Below are 22148 nucleotides of genomic sequence, written 5' to 3' on the forward strand. Positions count from 1 at the left end.
GTTGGCCGAGCATTGATGACAGGAGATACCGATGACGGTACGAGTATCCCGGCGGCAGTTCCTAAAGTTCGGCGCGGCCGGATTGGGTGCTTCCAGCATGGCGATGATGGGGTTCGCCCCGGAGGAGGCGCTGGCCTCGGTGCGGCATTTCAAGCTCACCGGCGCCAAGGTCACCCGCAATATCTGCACCTACTGTTCGGTGGGCTGCGGCATGTTGCTCTATGCGCGTGGCGACGGCGCGATCAACAGCCATGACCACATCTTCCATGTCGAGGGTGACCCGGATCACCCGGTCAGTCGCGGTTCGCTCTGCCCGCGCGGCGCCGGCGTGCTCGACTTCATCAAGAGCGATTCGCGGGTGCGCTATCCGCAGGTGCGCGAACCGGGCACCGATGAGTGGAAGCGCATCAGCTGGGACGAAGCCCTCGATCGCATCGCACGCCTGATGAAGGATGATCGTGACCGCAACTTCGAGACCCATGATGACGAGGGCCAGCTGGTTAACCGCTGGATGACCACGTCGATGGTGGCGGCTTCGGCGTGCACCAACGAAACGGCCTATCTCACGCAGAAGATCACCCGGGCGCTGGGCATCCTCAAACTCGACAACCAGGCGCGCGTCTGACACGGACCGACGGTGGCAGGTCTTGCCCCTTCATTTGGTCGCGGTGCCATGACGAACAGCTGGGTCGACATTCGCAATGCCAACATCATCCTGTCCATGGGCGGAAATTCGGCCGAAGCGCATCCGGTGGGCTTCCGCTGGGTCATGCAGGCCAAGGAGCGCAGCGATGCGATCCTGATCTCCATCGACCCGCGCTACAACCGCACCACCGCGGTGGCGGACTATCACGCCTGGATCCGTACCGGCACCGATATCGTCTTCCTCGGTGGGCTGATCAGCTTCCTGATCGAGAACGACCGCTACGCCCACGAATACGTGCTGCATTACACCGACGCGGCGCACCTGGTGCGTGAAGGCTTCGAGTTCAACGACGGGCTGTTCACCGGCTACGACGAGGAGCGTCACCAGTACGACAAGGCCACCTGGAACTTCGACCTGGACGAGCAGGGTTTCGTCCGTCGCGATGAAACGCTGCAGCATCCACGCTGCGTGTTCCAGATGATGCGCAAGCATTACAGCCGCTACACGGTGGAGATGGTCGAGCGCGTCTGCGGCATGCCGCAGGCCAAGGTCTTGCAGCTCTGGGAGCTGCTGGCGCAGAGCGCGGCGCCCGACAAGACCATGACCATCCTCTATGCCCTGGGCTGGACGCAGCATTCCATCGGCGCGCAGATGATCCGCACCGGCGCCATGGTGCAGCTGCTGCTGGGCAACATGGGCATGCCCGGCGGCGGAGTCAACGCGCTGCGTGGGCACTCCAACATCCAGGGGCTGACCGACATCGGCCTGCTGTCCAACCTGCTGACCGGCTACATGACGCTGCCTGCAGCCGGCGCGCAGAACTACGACGCCTACATCAAGCAGAAGATCCGCCAGCCGCTGTTGCCCAACCAGGTGTCGTATTGGAAGCACTACGAGCGCTTCTTCGTCAGCATGATGAAGGCCTTCTACGGCGATGCCGCCAGCGCCGAGAACAACTGGTGCTACGACTGGCTGCCCAAGCTGTCGGAGCCGCTGTACGACGTGCTCTATGCGGTCAACGACATGACCAAGGGCAAGATGACCGGCGCCTTCTGCCAGGGCTTCAACATCCTCGCGGCATTCCCGAACAAGGCCAAGGTGCTTGACGGTCTGTCAAAGCTCAAATGGCTGGTGATCATGGACCCGCTGGCCACTGAGACCGGCGAGTTCTGGAAGAACCACGGCGAGTTCAACGACGTCGACCCGAGCCAGATCCAGACCGCGGTGTTCCGCCTGCCGACCACCACCTTCGCCGAGGACGATGGCTCGATTACCAACAGCTCGCGCTGGCTGCAGTGGCACCACCAGGCCGCGCCGCCGCCCGGCGAGGCGAAAACCGATACGGCGATCCTCGCCGGCGTGTTCCATCGCCTGCAGAAGCTCTATCGAGAGGAGGGCGGCGCCTTCCCCGAGCCGATCCTCAACCTTACCTGGAACTACAGCGACCCGGCCCATCCCGCCGCGGCGGAACTGGCGCAGGAATACAACGGCCGCGCCCTGGCGGAAATCGAGGACCAGGGCCGGATCATCCGGCGCAAGGGCGAACTGCTCAACGACTTCGGCGAGCTGCGCGCCGATGGCTCGACGTCCTGCGGCTGCTGGATCTACTCCGGCTCCTGGACCGAGCAGGGCAACATGATGGATCGACGGGACAATTCCGACCCCTACGACATCGGCGTAACGCTCGGCTGGGCCTGGGCCTGGCCACTGAACCGGCGGATTCTCTACAACCGCGCCTCGGCACGCCCCGATGGCACGCCGTGGGACCCGAATCGCGCGCTGGTGTGGTGGGACGGCGAACGCTGGGTTGGTGCCGACGTACCGGATTATCCGATCGCCGCGCCACCGGAGGACGACGTCAAGCCGTTCATCCTCACCGAGAGCGGCACCGGGCATTTCTTCGCCAGCGAATGGCTGGGCGAGGGGCCGTTTCCCGAGCACTACGAGCCGCTGGAATCGCCGATCCCCAACAACCCGCTGCACCCGAACAATCCGCTGGCCTACCACAACCCGGTCGCGCGGATTTTCCCCGAGGATCGCGACACCTTCGGCACCTTTGAGGAATTCCCCTACGCGGCGACCACCTACCGACTCACCGAACACTTCCACTACTGGACGACCCACGTGTTGCTCAACGCCATCGTCCAGCCGGAAAAGTTCGTCGAGATCGGTGAGGTGCTGGCCGGGGAGCTGGGCATCGCGGCAGGCGAAAAGGTGCGGGTGCGCTCCAAGCGCGGGCATATCGATGCGGTGGCGGTGGTGACCAAGCGCCTGCGACCGCTGCAGGTGGACGGGCGCACTGTGCATCAGGTCGGTATCCCGATTCACTGGGGCTTCACCGGTGTGGCCAGGAAGGCGCACCTGACCAACACGCTGACGCCGTTCGTGGGCGACGGCAACACCCAGACCCCGGAATTCAAGTCGTTCCTGGTGAACGTCGAGAAGCTATAGGAGACGCCTGATGCGAGGTGACCAGATCAACCTGCAGAACATCATCGCGCGTTCGGCGACTACCGAGCCTTCGCCGCAGATCCGCTCCGGCGGCGTGGAGAAGGTGACCAAGCTGATCGACGTATCGGTGTGCATCGGCTGCAAGGCCTGCCAGGTGGCGTGCATGGAGTGGAACGACCTGCGCGACGAAGTCGGGGAATGCGACGGCACCTACAACGCCCCGCAGGACCTGACGCCGTCATCGTTCGAGGTCATGCGCTTTTCCGAGTACGAGAACGAGGAGGGCGACCTTGAGTGGCTGATCCGCAAGGACAACTGCATGCACTGCGCCGAGCCGGGCTGCCTGAAGGCTTGCCCGTCGCCCGGCGCCATCGTGCAGTACGCCAACGGCATCGTCGACTTCAACTCCGAGCACTGCATTGGCTGCGGCTACTGCGTGGCCGGTTGCCCGTTCAACATTCCGCGTATCTCGAAGAAGGACAACAAGGCCTACAAGTGCACGCTCTGCTCCGACCGCGTCTATCACGGCCTGGAGCCGGCGTGCGTGAAGAGCTGTCCGACTGGTGCTATCCAGTTCGGCACCAAGGAGCAGATGCTCGACTACGGTGCGCATCGGGTCGGCAAGCTCAACGAGCGCGGCTACGAGAATGCCGGCATCTACGATCCGGCCGGCGTCGGCGGCACCCACGTGGTCTACGTGCTGCAGCATGCCGACAAGCCGGAGATCTACAGCGGCCTGCCGAAGGACCCGCATATCAGCCCGACGGTGGAGCTGTGGAAAGGCGTGACCAAGCCGATCATGTCCGCGGTACTGGGCGTGTCGGTGCTGGCCGGGTTCTTCCACTACATGACCAGGGGACCGAAGGAGGAACCAGAGGACGATCCCGATCCAGTGAAGGCGAACGCCGAGCGTGAGCTGGACCTGCGCGACGAGGAGCGGCGGCCATGAGTCATTCCAACGTACGCAAGGGCATCCTGCGCTATGGCCCCTGGGCGCGGGCCAATCACTGGATCGTCGCGATCTGCTTTGTGCTGCTCACCCTGAGCGGGCTGGCGTTGTTCTATCCGGCGTTCTTCGGCCTTACCGCGCTGTTCGGCGGGCCGGAGCCGACGCGCATCGTGCACCCGTACATCGGCGTGTTCATGACGCTGTTCTTCCTGATCCAGGCGGTGCGCTTCTTTCGCGCCAACCTGTTCCGCCGCTACGACGTGCAGTGGGCGCGGCAGATCGGCGACGTACTGTCCAACCGTGACGAGCGCCTGCCGCCGGTTGGCCAGAACAACGCTGGGCAGAAGCTGGTGTACTGGGTGTTCCTGGCCACGGTGCCAGTGCTGCTGGTAACCGGCGTGGTGCTCTGGCGGCCCTGGATAGCCAGCGAAATGCCGATCTGGGCGCTGCGCTGGGCGGCGTTGATCCATGCGCTGACGGCCTTCGTGGCCATCCTCACGCTGATCATCCACGTCTACTCGGCCATCTGGGTCAAAGGCTCGATCCGCGCGATGACCCAAGGCCGGGTCAGCCCGGCCTGGGCGCGGCATCACCACAAGCTCTGGTACGACGAGGTCATGGCCGGCGAGAAACGCGGCGACGAGTCGGCCTTGCCCCACCGAGAGCCCGGCGATGCCGCGGCCAGCAGAAATCGAACATGACTGAACAGCAAGGGAATCGAGCATGAAAGGAAAACGCGGAGCGGCAGCCCATGAATTCGGCTATGCACCCACCACGATCATGGAACCGCCCGAGGTCGTGCTGCCGGACGACCAGCTGTTCAGCCGCCGCGCGCTGCGGCTGCGCGAGCTGATGGTGATGGTGCCGGCGCTGGACGAGTTTCTCGACTTCATGGGCCGTGTGGCACAAGCGCAGCACCAGGTACTCAGCGGCCGCGAGCCGGCCTGGCACCCCGCGCCGGATGCGTTCGACCAGGCATTCGCGCATCGCATGCCGCCCCTGGGCTTTCGTGCGTTGCGCCGCGATCTGGACTGGCAGGGCGACCTGTTAGCGATCGTCGCTGCCCTGGAATTACACGTCGGTGAGCGGCAGAGGCCGTTGCTGCAAGCGCTGCGTGAAGCGGATGCCGAGGCACTGCAGGCGATCGCCGACGATGTGCTGGAGCAACGTCCCGGCAGCGAAGCCACGCGTGGCCTGATGCCGCTGGTGGCCGCCGCGTTGCAGGTGGCCTGGGCACGGCTCGCGGCTGGATTGCCACGCCCGCCAGCGCAACCGCTGGCCGAGGCGCGCGCCTTGTGCCCCTGCTGCGGCTCGCCGCCAGTGGCGAGTGTGGTGCACAACGAACCCCATCGCAGTGGCGTGCGCTTCCTGCACTGCGCGCTGTGCGCGACCGAATGGCACCTGGAGCGGGTCAAGTGCAGCAACTGCGAGACGGGTGGGCAACTGCTCTACCTGGGGCTGGACGATGAGCAGGGCGAGCCGTTCCTGCCGGTACAGGCGGAAGCCTGCGGCGCCTGCGAAAGTTACCTGAAGATCGTGCTGCGGCAACTGCAAGGCCGCGCCGACCCGGTCGCCGACGATCTCGCCAGCCTGCCGCTGGACCTGATGCTGGCCGACGAGGGCGTCTACACCAGAAGCGGCTACAACCCGCTGCTGGTGTTCGGCGACTAGGACGCAGCGGTCAGGCCGGCTGCGGGCTGTCGGCATCGACCACCGTTTGATTGCCATAGGGCGAGCCAGGCTTGTGCTCGTCCAGCTCTTCGGCGCAGGGGACCTGCGGCACATCACCGGGTTGATCGTGCACGATCGGATCCGGTTGAGGCACATCGGGGCGTGCATGGGTCATGGTCGTTCTCCTGATGAAGCGCTGCTTGCGCGGTAGCGGCAAGCATCCTGAATTGAGGCGCGGCGCTGGCGCGGGTTCCGGTCAACCGTCGGCGGTGCACTGCCTGCCGACGATTGGCTCGACCGCGATCATGCCGCATTTCCAATAGCGTACCGAGCGGCTCGGCAAGCCTGCTGACCGACCGCCGGAAGGGCATGCCAACGGGCGCCGGAGGCTGAACTTTCCAAGGCCCCTTGGCTCGGAATAAAGAGCCGACAAAAACCGTACCGGTCGCCTCCCGAACCGCACGATGACGCATCCAGAGGCGGCTCGGGCAACCGAACCCATGCGCCTCAGGAGCCCTTTCGATGAGTGATGCCCAGCCCAACGCGACGATCCACCCTCGACTCGAAGAAGCCCTGCAGATGCCACGCATCGCCATCGAATCCACCTTGCCGGTGGTCGATGAAGGCCGCTTCGCCGCCAAGGCGGTCATCGGCCAGCCGGTGGTGGTGACGAGCAAGATCTTTGCCGATGGCCATGACCAGCTGGCCGCCGCCGTGTGCTGGCGCGAAAAGGGCGAGAGCAACTGGCGCCGCGCGCGGCTGAAGCTACTGGGCAACGATGCCTGGCAAGGCCAGTTCACCCCGACCCAGGTGGCCGAGCACGAGTTCGTCATCGAGGCCTGGTGGGACGTATTCGAAAGCTATCGCTACGAACTGTCGAAAAAACACACGGCTGGCGTGCCGGTGCATCTGGAACTGGAAGAAGGGCGGTTGCTGCTGGAGAAGGCCACCGCTCGGGCGCAGGGCGAGAACCGTGCAGTGCTCGACGACCTGTTCCACCGCCTTTCCCTGGCCCACTCGGACGACGAGCGGGTCTCGCTGCTACTGGCGCCGGAAACCGCTGTCGCGATGGCCGCAGCCGACCCACGCGAGCACTGCAGCCGCAGCCGCATCTATCCGCTGGATGTCGAGCGCACGCTGGCGCAGTTCGCCAGCTGGTACGAGCTGTTCCCGCGCTCGGAAACCGATGACCCCAGTCGTCATGGCACCTTCCGTGACGTGCACAAGCGCCTGCCGGCAATTCGCGACATGGGTTTCGACGTGCTGTATTTCCCGCCGATTCATCCCATCGGTCGTCAGCATCGCAAAGGCCCGAACAACAGCCTGCAGGCCGGCCCGAACGATCCGGGCAGCCCCTACGCCATCGGCAGTGAAGAAGGCGGTCACGACGCCATCCATCCTGAGCTGGGCACGCTGGACGATTTCCGCGAGTTGGTTGCGGCGGCGCGTGAGCATGGTCTGGAGATCGCCCTGGATTTCGCCATCCAGTGCTCGCAGGACCATCCCTGGCTGAAAGAGCACCCGGGCTGGTTCTCCTGGCGCCCGGACGGCACGATCAAATACGCCGAAAACCCGCCGAAGAAGTATCAGGACATCGTCAACGTCGACTTCTATGCCGAGGACGCCATGCCCGATCTCTGGCTGGCGCTGCGCGATGTGGTCTGGCACTGGGTGGAGCAGGGCGTGAAGGTGTTCCGGGTCGACAACCCGCACACCAAGCCGCTGCCGTTCTGGGAATGGCTGATCGCCGACATCCGCGAGCGCGACCGCGACGTGATGTTCCTTTCCGAAGCCTTTACCCGCCCCGGGATGATGGCGCGTCTGGGCAAGATCGGTTACAGCCAGAGCTACACCTACTTCACCTGGCGCAACACCAAGGCGGAGCTGAGCGAGTACCTCACCGAGCTGAACGAACCGCCGTTGCGCGACTGCTATCGGCCGAACTTCTTCGTCAATACGCCGGACATCAACCCGTTCTTCCTGCAGGACTCCGGCCGCGCCGGCTTCCTCATCCGTGCCGCGCTGGCGACGATGGGCTCGGGGCTGTGGGGCATGTACTCGGGGTTCGAGCTGTGCGAATCGGCCGCCATTCCGGGCAAGGAGGAGTACCTCGATTCCGAGAAGTACCAGATCCGCGTCCGCGATTACCACGCGCCGGGCAACATCATCGCCGAGATCGCCCAGCTCAATCGCATTCGCCGACAGAACCCCGCGCTGCAGACTCACCTGGGGTTCAAGGCCTACGTCGCCTGGAACGACAACATCCTCTATTTCGGCAAGCGCACGCCCGACCTGTCGAACTTCATTCTGGTAGCCATCAGCCTCGATCCGCACAACGCCCAGGAAGCGCATTTCGAGCTGCCGCTGTGGGAGCTCGGTCTGCCCGACGACGCGCATACCCAGGGCGAGGACCTGATGAATGGCCACCGCTGGACCTGGTACGGCAAGACCCAGTGGATGCGCATCGACCCAGCGCATCTGCCGTTCGGCATCTGGCGCCTGACCGCGCAGCAACCCGATCCAGACCTAAAGTAGATTCTCGAACGCAGCTCATAATCATTGAAAATCAGCTAGTTATGCGATTTTAATAATGTGATTTCCAGCTGCAGTTCTGCCGTTGCCCGGTCGCCGATCTGGCCGGGCCTTCACACCGCGACAGGAATGAAGAACATGGCAAAACCGCGCAAACCAGCGGCATTCATCAAGGACCCGCTCTGGTACAAGGATGCGGTGGTGTATCAGGTGCACCTCAAGTCCTTCTATGACTCGAACAACGACGGAGTTGGCGATTTCGCCGGACTGATCGATAAGCTGGACTACATCGCCGACCTTGGGGTCAACACCATCTGGCTGTTGCCGTTCTATCCCTCGCCACGGCGCGACGATGGTTACGATATCGCCGACTATCGCGGCGTGCATCCCGAGTACGGGACCATGGCCGATGCCCGACGCTTCATTGCCGAGGCGCACAAGCGCGGGTTGCGGGTGATTACCGAGCTGGTCATCAACCACACCTCCGATCAGCATCCCTGGTTCCAGCGCGCCCGCAAGGCCCGCAAGGGATCGGCGGCGCGCAACTTCTACGTGTGGTCCGACACCGACGAAAAGTATGACGGTACGCGGATCATCTTCCTCGACACCGAGAAGTCCAACTGGACCTGGGATCCGGTGGCCAAGCAGTACTTCTGGCACCGCTTCTATTCGCACCAGCCGGACCTGAACTTCGACAACCCTCAGGTGATGAAGGCCGTGCTGGCCGTGATGCGCTACTGGCTGGATATGGGCATCGACGGCCTGCGGCTGGACGCCATTCCCTATCTGGTCGAGCGCGACGGCACCAACAACGAGAACCTGCCGGAAACCCATGCGGTGCTGAAAGCCATTCGCGCGGAGATCGACGCCAACTACCCGGATCGCATGTTGCTGGCCGAGGCCAATCAATGGCCGGAGGACACCCAGCTCTACTTCGGCGGGGAAGACGGCGGCCCGGGCGACGAATGCCACATGGCTTTCCACTTCCCGCTGATGCCGCGCATGTACATGGCGATCGCCCAAGAAGACCGCTTCCCGATCACCGACATCCTGCGCCAGACCCCGGACATCCCGGAAAACTGCCAGTGGGCGATCTTCCTGCGTAACCACGATGAGCTGACGCTGGAGATGGTGACCGACCGCGAGCGCGACTATCTGTGGAATTACTACGCCTCGGACAAGCGCGCGCGGATCAATCTGGGCATCCGCCGCCGTCTCGCGCCGCTGCTGGAGCGTGACCGCCGGCGCATCGAACTGCTCAACAGCTTGCTGCTATCGATGCCGGGCACGCCAGTGATCTATTACGGCGACGAGATCGGCATGGGCGACAACATCTTCCTCGGCGACCGCGACGGCGTGCGTACGCCCATGCAGTGGTCGGTGGACCGCAACGGCGGCTTCTCCCGCGCCGACCCGCCGAACCTGGTGCTGCCGCCGGTCATGGACCCGCTCTACGGCTACTACACGATCAACGTCGAAGCGCAGCAGCGCGACCCGCATTCGCTGCTCAACTGGACGCGACGGATGCTGACCATCCGCAAGCAGTTCAAGGCGTTCGGACGTGGCACGCTGAAGATGCTGGCACCGAGCAACCGGCGCATCCTCGCCTATCTGCGCGAGTTCACAGGAGCCAACGGCGAGACCGAGATCATCTTCTGTGTGGCCAACGTCTCCCGTTCGGCGCAGGCGGCGGAACTGGAAATGTCGCAGTACGCCGGCATGGTCCCGGTGGAAATGGTCGGCGGGAGTGCCTTTCCGCCCATCGGCCAGCTGCCGTACCTGCTGACCTTGCCGCCCTATGGCTTCTACTGGTTCCAGCTGGCGCCGACCAACCAGATGCCGAGCTGGCACCAGGAGCCGGTGGAAACCATGCCGGACTTCCAGACCCTGGTGCTCAAGCGCCTCGACACGCTGACCGCAGCCAACCGCCGCACGCTCGAAGCCGAAGCGCTACCGGCCTACCTGCCGAAGCGGCGCTGGTTCGCGGCCAAGGACGTGGCCATCGAGTCAATCCGGATCAATTACTGCGTGCCGTTCGGCGATCCGAACCGGCCGGTACTGCTCAGTGAGCTGTGTGTGGAATCCGCCGGGCGCAGCGATCTTTACCAGCTGCCGCTGGGCTTTCTGGCCGAGACCGATTTCGAGGTCGCGTTACCACAGCAACTGGCCTTGGCGCGGGTACGCCGCGGGCCGCAGGTCGGCCTGATGACCGATGCCTTCGCCCTTGAGCAGTTCAGCGCGGCGGTCATTCAGGGCTTGCGTGATGAACTGGTGCTGGCATGCAACGACGGCGAGATCCGCTTTGTGCCGATGCCGCAGCTGGCCGATCTGCAACTGCCGGCCCAACCGGAGGTTCGCTTCATCTCGGCGGAGCAGTCGAACAGCTCGGCGATCATCGACAACAAGGTGATGATCAAATTGCTCCGTCGCGTGGCACCGGGGATCCATCCTGAACTGGAAATGGGCGGTTTTCTCACCGCACGCGGTTTCGCCCATATCTCCGGCATGCTCGGCCAGGTCAGCCGGATCAACAAGCAGGGCGAGCCGGTCGCCCTGATGGTGATTCAGCATTTCCTCGACAGTCAGGGCGATGCGTGGGTGTGGACGTTGAACAACCTCGACCGTGCCGTGCGTGACGAAATCGCCGGCGGCGTGTCGATGCACGAGAACCAGTTCAGTGCGCTGGACGAATTGCAGTCGTTCAACCAGCTGCTCGGCCAGCGCCTGGGCGAGATGCACATGGCGCTCGCGGCGCAGACCGACGATGCCGCGTTCGCCTACGAAAGCACGAGCAAAACAGATGCCGAGCAGTGGCAGCAAAGCGTCACTGCGCAGCTGGAACAGGCACTGCAGCGGATCGACGAGCACCGTTCGAATCTCGAGCGCAAGGACGCCACTGCCGTGGGGCAACTGCTCCAACGCCGCGACAAGCTGATCGCACAAGTGAAACGTCTGGCCGCTAGAACGGTTGGCGGTGTGCGCACCCGTGTGCACGGCGACCTGCACCTCGGTCAGGTACTGGTGGTGCAGGGCGATGCCTACTTCATCGACTTCGAGGGCGAACCGGCCCGCTCGCTGGATGAACGCCGCGCGAAACACAGCCCGTTCAAGGATGTCTCAGGCCTGCTGCGCTCGTTCGAATACGCGGCGGCCATGACCATTCGCGGCGCGCAGATCAGCGACAGCACACCGGAAGCCGATCAGGCTCGCGAGCGCATCGCCGCCAGTTACCAGAGCAGCGCGCAGCAGGTGTTCATGGAGGCCTATCGGCAGGCGACAGCCGAATTGCCGCATGACTGGCGCGAGCAGGATGGCGCGAATGCTGCACTGCTGTTGTTCAGCCTGGAAAAATGCGCATACGAGATCGTTTACGAAGCGGAGAACCGCCCGGCCTGGTTGCCCGTCCCGCTACAGGGATTGCTGGCCCTGGCACAACAGCTTTTAGATGGAGGTTCCAATGACTGATCGCCCGGTTCTGACCATGCCAGGGGAAACCCTGATGCCCAGCGATACCGATGTAGATGCCCTGGTGCGAGCCGAACATGGCAACCCGTTTTCCATCCTCGGGCCGCATCCGGATGGCGATGGCGTGGTGATCCGCGCCTACCTGCCCAACGCCTTGGGTGTCGAAGTGCTCGACCGCGAGCAGCAGTTGCTGGCTGTGATGGAGCAGGGGCAGGTGCCAGGCTTTTTCTTCACCCGGCTGCCTCACCAGCAACCCTACCTGCTGAAAACCCGCTGGGCCGGCGGTGAGCAGATCAGCGAAGACCCCTACAGCTTCGGCCCGCAGCTCGGTGAGCTGGACATGCACCTGTTCTCCGAAGGCAACCACCGCCAGATCGGACGAGTGTTCGGTTCGCAGGTGCTGGAGGTCGACGGTGTGCAAGGCGTGCGCTTCGCCGTATGGGCGCCGAATGCCCGTCGCGTGTCGGTGGTCGGCAGCTTCAACGGCTGGGACGGTCGCCGTCATCCGATGCGGCTGCGCTTTCCCTCCGGCGTGTGGGAGCTGTTCATTCCGCGCCTGCAGCCGGGCGACACCTACAAATACGAGATTCTCGGGCCAAACGGCATCGTGCCGCTGAAAGCCGACCCCATCGCCCTGGCCACCGAACACCCGCCGGGAACCGCTTCGGTTGTCGCGCGGCCGCTGGATTACCAGTGGAAAGACCAGGGCTGGATGCAGCAGCGCACGTCGCGCCAATCCGTCAACGCACCGATGAGCATCTATGAGCTGCACGCCGGCTCCTGGCGACGCGACGGCGGCGACCACGGCCGCCTGTATGACTGGCACGAACTCGCCGAGCGCCTGATCCCCTATGTCGTGGACCTGGGCTTCACCCATATCGAGCTGATGCCGATCATGGAGCATCCGTTCGGCGGCTCCTGGGGTTACCAGCTGCTTTCGCAGTTCGCGCCCAGCGCGCGCTATGGCAATGCCCATGATTTCGCCGAGTTCGTCGACGCCTGCCATAACGCCGGCATTGGCGTGATCCTCGACTGGGTGCCGGCGCATTTTCCCACCGATGCCCATGGCCTGGGCGAATTCGACGGCACCGCGCTGTATGAATACGCGCACCCGTTCGAGGGCTTCCATCAGGACTGGGATACCTACATCTACAACCTCGGCCGTACCGAGGTGCACGGCTTCATGCTGGCCTCGGCGCTGCATTGGCTTCGCGAATTCCATGTCGACGCTTTGCGTGTGGATGCCGTGGCTTCGATGCTCTACCGCGACTATTCACGCAAGGATGGCGAGTGGATTCCCAACCGCCACGGCGGTCGCGAGAATCTCGAGGCGATCGACTTCCTGCGCCATCTGAATGATGTGGTGGCCACCGAAACGCCGGGCGCGCTGGTGATCGCCGAAGAGTCAACCGCGTTCCCCGGCGTGAGCAAGCCCACCAGCGAAGGAGGCCTCGGCTTCTCGTACAAGTGGAACATGGGCTGGATGCACGACTCACTGAAGTATGTTCAGGAAGACCCGATCAACCGGCAGTACCATCACGACAAGATGACCTTCAGCATGGTCTATGCCTATTCCGAGCACTTCGTCCTGCCGATTTCCCACGACGAAGTGGTCCACGGCAAAGGTTCGCTGATCGACAAGATGCCGGGTGATCGCTGGCAGAAGTTCGCCAACCTGCGTGCCTACCTGTCATTCATGTGGACGCACCCCGGCAAGAAATTGCTGTTCATGGGCAGCGAGTTCGGCCAGTGGCGTGAATGGAACCACGACCGCGAGCTGGACTGGCACCTGCTTGAAGAGGCCGATCACCGTGGCGTGCAAAACCTGGTGCGCGATCTGAATCGCCTCTACAGCCAGGAGCCGGCCCTGCACGAACTGGACAGCGATCCGCGTGGCTTCCAGTGGCTGATCGGCGATGACCGCGCCAATAGCGTGTTTGCCTGGCTGCGCAAGAGTTCGACCGGGCAGCCGCTGCTGGTGATCGCCAACTTCACACCGGTGGTGCGTGAGGCCTATCGGATTGGCGTGCCGGTCGAGGCCAGGTGGCTGGAGGTGTTCAACAGCGATGCCGAATGCTACGGCGGGTCCAACACCGGCAACGGCGGCGGCATGCTTGCCGAGCCGATCGAGAGCCACGGCGAGAAGGTTTCCCTTACGCTGACGCTGCCGCCTTTGGGCTTGCTGGTATTGCGCCCGCAGGCGTAGCAGTTGCGGCTACAAAATCGCCGCTCGGGGTAACCCGGGCGGCGTTTTCTTTTGTAGGGAGTGAGGCGCCGTTGCGGGAGCCTCTTGAGACGGTCTTGAGAAGTTGCGCTGCGTATCCGTCCATGGAGGCAAAAGCGTCAGCTGGATTCGCGGGCTTGAGCTTCCTTGATCGTTTCACCAACGCTACCAGCACTCTTCCTGGGGGAGCTGCCGTGGCCGCGAAGAGGCCGGCAGCTCATTCGGGTGCGGTCCTCCCAAGACCGTCGCTTCGCCAGCCCGGCCTACTGCGACACCGTCTGTTGTTCGCTGGCCTGGTTGTTGCTGCGCAGCTTCTTCGCCCGGGCCTCCAGCACCACGTAGACCAGCGTGGCGAACAGTAGCGGGATCAGGAAGTAGATCACCCGGTAGCCGATCAGGCCTCCAACGATGGCGCCCTTGCTCATTTCGTCGGCAAGCATGGCGACGAACACCGCTTCGATAACGCCGAGCCCGGCGGGAATGTGGGTAACCACGCCGGCGATGCTGCTGATCATCAGGATGCCCAGCACTTCAGGGTAGGCGGCCTTCTGCGAAAACATGTAATAGACCACCAGCGCCATCAGCGACCAGTTGGCCGCTCCCAGCACCAGTTGAATCAGCGCCAGCCGCAGCGATGGCAGCTGGATTTCATGGCCACGAATGGTCCATGAACGGCGCTTGGAAAAGCCACACAGCCCCAGATAGACCAGACAGGCGACCAGCAGCCCGCCGCCCAGTATCCGCAGCGCAGTAAAGCCGATCTCCCAGCTCGCCGGCGGCTTGATCCAGCCCATCGCGAAGATCATTCCGGCCAGCCACATGTAGCCAAGCCAGTTGGTCAGGATGCTCATGGTGAACACCCGGGTGATCTGCGAGGGCTTCAGGCCGAAACGCGAATACAGACGAAAGCGCAGGGCGATGCCGCCGACCCAGGCGCTCAGGTTGAGGTTGAACGCATAGCAGACGAAGGTCACCGGCAGGATCTGCCTGATCGGCAGGTCATGGCGCGCATAGCGTTTACCCAGCACATCGAAGAAGCAGTACACGACGTAACTGCCGAACGCCGCCGCGCCAGCCATCCACAGTGTCTGCGCCTTGTAGTTGCGCAGAGTGTTGTAAACCTCCTGCCAGTCGAGATTGCGTGCCAGGCCGATCAACAGGCCGACCACAAGGGCGAAGAAGACGTAGGTCAGGATCTTCTTGATCAGCGGCCAGCGCCGGCGCCAGCCGCTCTTCGGCTCGCCTTTGGAGGTATCGCTCATTGTTGTTCTCGCTGCAGGGGGGAGGGCACCGTGTCGAGCTCTGGCGTGTCGGCGTCGAGCAACTCCAGGCGCGGCTTGTGTTCGGGGAACAGGTTCACCAGCCCCGGGAAGTGGCGCAGGAAATGGAAGATCAGAAAGGCCAGCGGCGCCCGCCACCAGAAACCGCGGATTATCCGTTCCAGTGGAATGCGCCGGCAGTCGGTCTGCAGCAGGTGATCGAGCCGCTCGTGCAGGTGCCGGTTGAAGACGTGATCGCGGATGATCAGGTTGGCTTCCAGATTCAGCGACAGGCTCAGCGGATCGAGGTTGCTCGACCCCACCGTCGACCATTCGTAATCTGCCAGCGCGACCTTGCCATGCAGCGGGCGGCGGCAGTACTCGTGAATCTCCACGCCGTCGCGCATCAGGTAGTTGTAGAGCATGCGCGCGCCGAACTTGGCGATGGGCATGTCCGGCTCACCCTGGAGGATCAGGCGCACCCGCACACCACGCCGCGCCGCATTGCGGATTTCCCGCAGCACGCGATAGCCAGGGAAGAAATAGGCGTTTGCAATCAACAGCCTGGAGCGCGCATCTCGAATCGCTTGCAGGTAGTGTTCTTCGATGTCGTTGCGGTGCTGATCGTTGTCGCGGACGACGAACAACGAGCGCGCCTCGCCGCGGCTGACCCCACCATAGCCCGGTGTCTGCTGACGCAGGCGGCGCCGCCACCACCGATGCGGAGGCTTGTCCGGAGCGATCTGGCTGAGGGCGAAATGGTGGATATCGCGCACCACCGGACCGTCGACCTGCAGGGCATAGTCCTGCTTGGCCGCCGGGCCGAAGTCGCCCAGATGATCGGCGGAGAAGTTGATGCCGCCGATGAACGCGGTTTCGCCATCGACCACGACAATCTTGCGATGCATGCGCCGGAACACGTTGAGCCGGCGACCCAGCAGGCGCTTGCCCGGGTCGAACATATGGATGCGCACGCCGACCCGGGTCATCTCTGCGACGAATTCCCCGTGCAGGTCTGCGGAACCGTAGCCATCGACGGTTACGTCGACGCTGGCGCCATTTTCCGCTGCGGCGATCAGTGCCTTCTGCAGTTCGGCGCCTACCTTGTCCTGAAACAGGATGAAGGTTTCCAGCAGCACCTCTTTCTTGGCCTGGGCGATCACCTCGAACACTCGAGGAAAGAATTCTTCGCCGTTTTCCAGTAACTGAAGGCGATTTCCGTCTCTCCAGTGGTAACTCATATATGTATCTCCACCGCTAGGGGCAGATGATCGGACAAGTGCGTCCAGGGTTTGTTACCAAGTATTTGCGCACGGTGGGTGCTGGCATTACGCACATAGATGCGGTCCAGCCGGAGCATCGGCCAGCGGGCCGGGAAGGTTTTGGCGACCTGGCCATGGGCGACCGCAAAGGCTTCATGCAGGCCGGCGCAGCGATCGAGCTTCTGCGTGGCCTTGAGCCGCCAGTCATTGAAGTCGCCAGCCACCACCACCGGTGCCCCTTCGGGCAGCGAATCGAGCAGGTTGCAGAGCAGGTCCAGCTGTTTCTGCCGATGCGACTCGCGCAGGCCCAGGTGTACGCAGATCGCGTGGAACTCGTCATGCCCGGGAACCTGCAGCACGCTGTGCAGAAGTCCGCGGCGTTCAGGGCCGGCGATGGAAATGTCGAGGTTCTCGTAACGGGTGATCGGAAACTTGGAGAGCAGGGCGTTGCCGTGGTCGCCATCGGGATAGACCGCGTTGCGCCCGTAGGCGAAGTCGGTCCAGATGCTGTCGGCGAGAAATTCATACTGCGGTGTGGCCGGCCAGTTGTGAAAGCGCATGGCATGCTTATCGTGGGTGCCCAGCACCTCCTGCAGAAACACCACGTCCGCCGAGACGCTGCGCACCGCTTCGCGCAGCTCGGGGAGGATGAAGCGCCGGTTGAGGGCGGTGAAGCCTTTGTGCGTGTTCACCGTGAGAATGCGGATCGAGTTGACCGCCGTGGCCATATGGGCATCGAGATCGGCGCTTTCGATGGGATGGTCTTTATCCAGAGTCAAACCATTGCTCCTTCTAGTTGGCCGGGAGTGGCCTGCAGGTGTGCGTCCAGGCCGAGCCGGCGCAGCAGTTGCCGCGCGTCATAGGGCGCGCGGACCTTCACGTCGTTATCGAAATAGCAGTACACCTCGCGCGAGCGACGCGGCCGCGGCTTGCTCGAGCTGATCAGGCGCGCATCGTCGGGCTGGCTGCCTTTGCTCCAACGCTGGATGCGCTGACTCCAGTCGTCCAATGCCGCATCGGTGTAACCGCTGGTGTAGAGCTCCTCCGCGCCGTGCAGGCGGATATAGACGAAGTCGCTGGTGAGGTCTTCCTGGTGCGGCCACTTGCCCGCGGTATCGGCGACTACTAGGGCCACCTTGTACTTACGCAGCAGGTCGATGAACGCGGGGTTGACGAAGCTTGCGTTGCGGATTTCCACCGCATGACGCATCTGGCGCTTGCGGTCGATCGACAGATGGCTGCGGCCCTCCATGCGCGCCTCGCAGCCCTTGGCAATCGCCAGCGCGGCTTCGGTGTCGTGGGGCAGCTGACGTAGAAATGCCTCGAACAGCGCAGGATCGAACTTGAATGATGGCGGGAACTGCCAGAGGATCGGCCCGAGCTTTTCCTTGAGCTGGAAAATGCCCGAGGCGAAGAAGTTGGCGATGGGTTTTTCCACCTCGCGCAGCCTGCGCACATGCGTGATGTAACGCGGCCCCTTGATGCTGAAGACGAAACCCTTGGGGGTGTCAGCGTACCAATCGGCATAACGTTCGGGCGTTTGCAGCGCATAGAACGAGCCGTTGATCTCGATGCTGCTCACCGCGCGCGAGGCGAATTGCAGTTCCTTCTTCTGTGTCAGCCCCTTGGGATAGAAATCACCGCGCCAGGGCGCATAGCGCCAACCGGATATACCGATATGAATGCCTGTCATGGCCCAGGCCTACCGCGCAGTCCGAGGAAGATGGTCCTGCTGGCCTGGGCTTTGCCGAAAGCTGCGCCAGCAGAGACGGGATAGACCGCTTTCATAATCGCTCCAAGTCGCCAGATACATGCTTGAATGCCTCAGCGTGAAAGACTGCGGTTGCGACACCAGGACACGAGGAAACGCCTTGGGTCTGCGCTGGGCAGTCGTTCGGTGTAAGCCGAGCGCTTCAAATGCACGTGCCAAATAGCCCGCGTGCACATCTGTTCCGACTTTTCCGCGTGGTGGCGGTTCACCTTTTTCTATGCAGGCGATGGCGGCGAGCGCGTGCGGCGGCGCTCAGCCAGGGCGTCGGCATCGAGTGAGCGGGGCGAAGGGCGAGGCCAGCGCGGTCAGTCTGAGGAGAGTGCCCAGGGCTGATTGCCGGAAAAGGCATCGACCAGATAGTCGATCATTACCCTGACCTTGGCCGGCGGGCGACGGTCGGGCGGGTAGACCACATGGATACCGCCAAGCCCGACGCATGGCTGATCCAGTTCGATGGCGACCAGCTCACCGCTGCGTAGCGCCTTGGCCACGATGAACTGCGGCTTGTAGATCAAGCCCTGGCCACCAATGGCGGCGGCCACCAAGGCTTCGCCGTTATTGGCAACCAGATCGCCGTTGACCGCGATGCGCACCTCGCCATTGCGGCCAAAGGGCCAGACCCTGGCTGCGGCGAGGTTTGGCAGGCTGTAACCCAGGCAGTTGTGCTGACCCAGATCGGCGACGCTGCGTGGTACGCCACGTTCGTCCAGATAGCGCGGCGCGGCGCAGACCAGCAGCGGGCAATCTGCAAGCTGCCGTGCCTGCATGGAGCTGTCCTGCAGCTGGCCGATACGCACGGCCATGTCCCAGCCGCCGTCGATCAGGTCGACGCGGCTGTCGGTAAGACCGAGTTCCACCTTTACCGCCGGGTGGCGGCGACTGAATTCCGGAATGAGCGGGGCGATGAACTGCGTGCCAAATGTGAGCGGCACGTTCATGCGCAACAGCCCGGTCGCCTCGATCCGCTGCGAGGCGACGCTGGCTTCAGCTTCTTCGATCTCCGGCAGGATGCGCTGGCAGGCCTCCAGGTAGTTGCTGCCAGCCTCGGTAAGGCTGAGGCGTCGGGTGCTGCGGTGAAACAGCTTGACCCCCAGGCGGCTCTCCAGCGCATCGACGTGCTTGCTGGCCATGGCCGGCGACATGTCCAGATGACGCGCCGCGGCGGACAGGCTGCCGGCCGTAGCGGCACGGGTGAAAACGCGCATGCTGGTGATTCGGTCGAGCATTGCAGCTCCTGCTATGAGTAAAAACTGTTAGTGCGTTTCGCCTGGTTCTCACACTCGCGAGTGTAGCCCATGCTTGGTACATCTCACTGGAGCCAGAACGCAATGACTGCCAACTCAGCAATGTCCAGCCAAACCATGCCGACGCTGTTCGTGCCCCACGGCGCGGGGCCCTGCTTCTTCATGGAGTGGAACCCGCGGCACGCCTGGGATGCGATGGCCGATTTTCTCAAGGGCATCGCCGAGACCCTGCCAGCCAAGCCGACTGCGATCGTTCTGGTTTCCGGCCACTGGCTGCAGCCAACCTTCAGCGTCACCAGTGCCGCGCGGCCCGGGCTGATCTACGACTATCACGGCTTTCCGCCGCATACCTATGAGTTGCGCTATCCGGCACCGGGCGCGCCGGCCCTGGCCGGACGTATCGCCGCCTTGCTCGACAGTGCGGCGCTGGGCGGTCGTGAGGATGTGCAGCGTGGCTTCGACCACGGCATGTTCATCCCGCTGAAGCTGATGTTCCCCGCTGCGGATATTCCGGTGGTGCAGCTCTCGTTGCGCAACGATCTCGACCCGTTGGCGCACATCGAGGCCGGTCGCGCTTTGCAGGTGCTGCGCGACGAAGGGGTGCTGATCGTCGGCAGCGGCATGAGCTTTCACAACATGCGCGGCTATGGCGACCCGCGTTTCGCTCCGATTTCAGACGAATTCGATCATTGGCTCAGCGCTGCGGTCGAACTGCCGCCCGGCGAGCGTGACCGGACGCTGCAGCGCTGGGAAGACGCTCCAGCGGCGCGCCTGTGTCACCCGCCCAAGGCCGAGGAACACCTGATCCCGCTGCTGGTGGCTGCCGGCGCGGCTGGCGATTCGATCGGGCGCAAGGTCTTCAGCGACCGCGTCATGCACACCACACTGTCGGCCTACCGGTTCGGCTGACGCGCACATTTCATCGAGGGGAACACCATGTACCGATCCCATAGCCGAGTCACGGCGAGCAATCCGTCGCGCTTGATCAAGCGCCTATGCAATCACTGGCGGCACAAGTTTGCCGTGCAGCTGGACGAGCAGGGCGGCGTGATCGAACTACCGCTCGGCCGCTGCAGCCTCAGCGCCAGTGAGGGCTGTCTGCACGCGCAGTTGGAGTCTGCCGATCAAGCCAAGCTGCCGCAGTTCCAGAAGGTGGTCGCCGAGCATCTGGAGCGCATGGCCGGCGACGAGTCGCTGGTAATCCGCTGGCAATCCGAAGCGGGTGCCGCGCCAGCCGTACAGCAGGTTGAAAACCGGACGCTCGATTCGAGAAGCCGCTACGGCACCGTTTCGCGGGTGTTTCACTGGCTGATGGCGCTGCTGATCGTCTGGCAATTTCTCAAACTGGGCGACCGCATCGGCGAAGGTGAGCACTGGATCGGCCAGACCCTGGTGCCCTGGCACGTCTCCCTGGGCGCCGTGCTGATGGTCCTGGTGTTGCTGCGCATCGTCTGGTCGCTGAGTCAGCTCAAGCGGCGGCCGCAGCATGATCCGGCCACCGCGTGGCTGGTCAAGGGCGGCCACATGGCGCTGTACGCTTGCATGCTGCTGATGCCAATCACCGGTGTGCTGTATCTGGTCGGCAATGGCTACGGCCTGAAGGTGTTCGGTCAGCAGCTGGTAGAAAAAGGCCCGGAAATCGCCTGGGCGGCTTCGGTCGGTGACGTGCACTCACCGCTGGCTTGGCTAACCGTGCTGTTGGTGGCCGGGCACGTTGGTGCAGCCCTGTATCACCGGCTGGTCAAGCGTGACGACATCATGCAGCGCATGCTCTGATGCCGATTGCTTTGACTCACTGGCTGCTCAACGCGAAGTTCGGCAGCGATTCCACCGGCTGGCTAAAGCGGAAGGGAATCGACAGCATTGAGCTGCCATAGGGTTTCTGCACCACGAAATGCAGATGCGGGCCGGTGCTGCGACCGGTATTGCCAGACTTGCCGAGCAGCGTGCCGACTTTCACCTGCTGCCCCGGCTGCACGCGCACCGAACCACGGCTCAGATGCAGATAGGCGCTGTGGGTACCGTCGTCATGTTCGATGCGCACGTAGTTGCCGCCCGGGTCCGGCAGGCGTCCTGCCTGGCCATCGCGAACCTTCACCACTGTCCCGGCGCGGGCGGCGACGATCAGGGTGCCGATCGGCATGGCGATGTCCACCGCATAACGGCCGCTAGGCGAGTTGTGACTGAAATCGCCGCCGGCCCCCTGAGAGATACGAAAAGGGCCGCCTTGCCAGGGCAGGGCATAGGCCGGGCCATCGACCGTGCCGGGTTGATCCGGCTCAGGCGAGTAGATCAGCGCATAGCTGAACGAATGCTTGAACATGATCGGCCCGCCTGCCTGGCGTTTGCTCAGCGTGGCGACGCGAACCCGGCTGTTGGCCGGCACCGTCTTGCGGATCACACCCTTGCCCACCCCGGCCACATTGACCATGCGTGTCAGGCGCAGGGTGACCTCGACCGGCACCTGCAGCGTGTTGCTGACGTCCATCGCCTTGCCGCTACCGGCGCGGTTGATCAGCAAGCGCACCGAGCCTGGCTTGTCGGTTGCTTTCGGTTGATTACTGCTGGCCAGGGCGGGAGCCAGTGGCGCAAGGCCGATCAGCATGAGAAGGGGATAAATAAGCGGTCGCAGAAAGAGCATGACGTGTGATCCATCACGGAAAAGACAAGGCTG

The 22148-nt window shown here is 63.4% G+C and carries 16 protein-coding genes; 9 read left to right on the forward strand and 7 right to left on the reverse strand.

Going from position 1 to position 22148, the window contains the following annotated elements; genetic code table 11:
• The first annotated feature begins 31 nt into the window (after positions 1-31).
• Genes fdnG through fdhE form a run of 4 tightly spaced genes read left to right on the forward strand, consistent with a single transcriptional unit; the run spans position 32 to position 5717 of the window.
• Positions 32-3097, forward strand: a complete 3066-nt coding sequence (gene fdnG, locus BHD08_RS19160) for a formate dehydrogenase-N subunit alpha (RefSeq protein ID WP_148098509.1) — start codon at positions 32-34, stop codon at positions 3095-3097.
• Between the two features lie 10 nt (positions 3098-3107).
• The gene (gene fdxH, locus BHD08_RS19165) at positions 3108-4046 is read left to right on the forward strand and encodes a formate dehydrogenase subunit beta (RefSeq protein WP_125024303.1); all 939 of its coding nucleotides are present in this window, start codon (positions 3108-3110) and stop codon (positions 4044-4046) included.
• On the forward strand, positions 4043-4747 hold the full coding sequence (locus BHD08_RS19170; RefSeq protein ID WP_125024305.1) for a formate dehydrogenase subunit gamma: 705 nt from the start codon (positions 4043-4045) through the stop codon (positions 4745-4747). Before fdxH ends, BHD08_RS19170 begins: the two co-directional genes overlap by 4 nt.
• A gap of 22 nt (positions 4748-4769) precedes the next feature.
• Positions 4770-5717 (forward strand): formate dehydrogenase accessory protein FdhE, encoded by a 948-nt coding sequence (gene fdhE, locus BHD08_RS19175; protein WP_125024308.1) that lies wholly within the window; start codon positions 4770-4772, stop codon positions 5715-5717.
• Between the two features lie 10 nt (positions 5718-5727).
• Here fdhE and BHD08_RS23090 read toward each other — a convergent pair whose 3' ends face one another.
• On the reverse strand, positions 5728-5892 hold the full coding sequence (locus tag BHD08_RS23090; RefSeq protein WP_015276973.1) for a hypothetical protein: 165 nt from the start codon (positions 5890-5892) through the stop codon (positions 5728-5730).
• Positions 5893-6239: 347 nt separating this feature from the next.
• Between BHD08_RS23090 and BHD08_RS19180 the strand changes: the two genes are divergently transcribed.
• From BHD08_RS19180 to glgB, 3 genes are all read left to right on the forward strand, one after another.
• Positions 6240-8252: an alpha-1,4-glucan--maltose-1-phosphate maltosyltransferase gene (locus BHD08_RS19180; RefSeq protein ID WP_125024310.1), complete on the forward strand. Its 2013-nt coding sequence runs from the start codon at positions 6240-6242 to the stop codon at positions 8250-8252.
• 135 nt (positions 8253-8387) lie between these two features.
• The gene (gene treS, locus BHD08_RS19185) at positions 8388-11714 is read left to right on the forward strand and encodes a maltose alpha-D-glucosyltransferase (protein ID WP_125024314.1); all 3327 of its coding nucleotides are present in this window, start codon (positions 8388-8390) and stop codon (positions 11712-11714) included.
• A complete protein-coding gene (gene glgB, locus BHD08_RS19190) occupies positions 11707-13920 on the forward strand; it encodes a 1,4-alpha-glucan branching protein GlgB (RefSeq protein WP_015276976.1) in 2214 nt (737 codons plus the stop codon). The genes treS and glgB overlap by 8 nt, the downstream gene beginning before the upstream one ends.
• Before the next feature lie 281 nt (positions 13921-14201).
• Here glgB and BHD08_RS19195 read toward each other — a convergent pair whose 3' ends face one another.
• The 5 genes from BHD08_RS19195 to BHD08_RS19215 form a co-directional block, all read right to left on the reverse strand.
• Positions 14202-15200 carry a lysylphosphatidylglycerol synthase domain-containing protein gene (locus BHD08_RS19195; RefSeq protein WP_015276977.1) on the reverse strand — a complete coding sequence of 333 codons (999 nt, stop codon included), beginning with the start codon at positions 15198-15200 and terminating at the stop codon, positions 14202-14204.
• Complete coding sequence (gene clsB / locus BHD08_RS19200; protein ID WP_015276978.1) at positions 15197-16438, reverse strand: cardiolipin synthase ClsB; 1242 nt, start codon at positions 16436-16438, stop codon at positions 15197-15199. The genes BHD08_RS19195 and clsB overlap by 4 nt, the downstream gene beginning before the upstream one ends.
• The gene (locus tag BHD08_RS19205; RefSeq protein ID WP_125024317.1) at positions 16435-17238 is read right to left on the reverse strand and encodes an endonuclease/exonuclease/phosphatase family protein; all 804 of its coding nucleotides are present in this window, start codon (positions 17236-17238) and stop codon (positions 16435-16437) included. The genes clsB and BHD08_RS19205 overlap by 4 nt, the downstream gene beginning before the upstream one ends.
• Positions 17235-18152, reverse strand: a complete 918-nt coding sequence (locus BHD08_RS19210; RefSeq protein WP_125024320.1) for a DUF72 domain-containing protein — start codon at positions 18150-18152, stop codon at positions 17235-17237. Before BHD08_RS19210 ends, BHD08_RS19205 begins: the two co-directional genes overlap by 4 nt.
• A 383-nt stretch (positions 18153-18535) precedes the next feature.
• On the reverse strand, positions 18536-19456 hold the full coding sequence (locus BHD08_RS19215) for a LysR family transcriptional regulator (protein WP_125024323.1): 921 nt from the start codon (positions 19454-19456) through the stop codon (positions 18536-18538).
• A gap of 102 nt (positions 19457-19558) precedes the next feature.
• On the opposite strand from BHD08_RS19215, the gene BHD08_RS19220 reads away from it, so the two are divergent.
• Both BHD08_RS19220 and BHD08_RS19225 read left to right on the forward strand, forming a co-directional pair.
• Positions 19559-20383: a class III extradiol ring-cleavage dioxygenase gene (locus BHD08_RS19220; RefSeq protein ID WP_125024326.1), complete on the forward strand. Its 825-nt coding sequence runs from the start codon at positions 19559-19561 to the stop codon at positions 20381-20383.
• Positions 20384-20410: 27 nt separating this feature from the next.
• Positions 20411-21250: a DUF2218 domain-containing protein gene (locus BHD08_RS19225; RefSeq protein ID WP_125024329.1), complete on the forward strand. Its 840-nt coding sequence runs from the start codon at positions 20411-20413 to the stop codon at positions 21248-21250.
• Positions 21251-21266: 16 nt separating this feature from the next.
• On the opposite strand, the gene BHD08_RS19230 is transcribed toward BHD08_RS19225, so the two are convergent.
• Positions 21267-22115: a M23 family metallopeptidase gene (locus BHD08_RS19230; protein ID WP_125024332.1), complete on the reverse strand. Its 849-nt coding sequence runs from the start codon at positions 22113-22115 to the stop codon at positions 21267-21269.
• Between the last annotated feature and the right edge of the window lie 33 nt (positions 22116-22148).

The organism is Pseudomonas sp. SCT (assembly GCF_003864275.1).
In the GTDB taxonomy this organism is placed as follows: Bacteria; Pseudomonadota; Gammaproteobacteria; order Pseudomonadales; family Pseudomonadaceae; genus Stutzerimonas; species Stutzerimonas stutzeri_AE.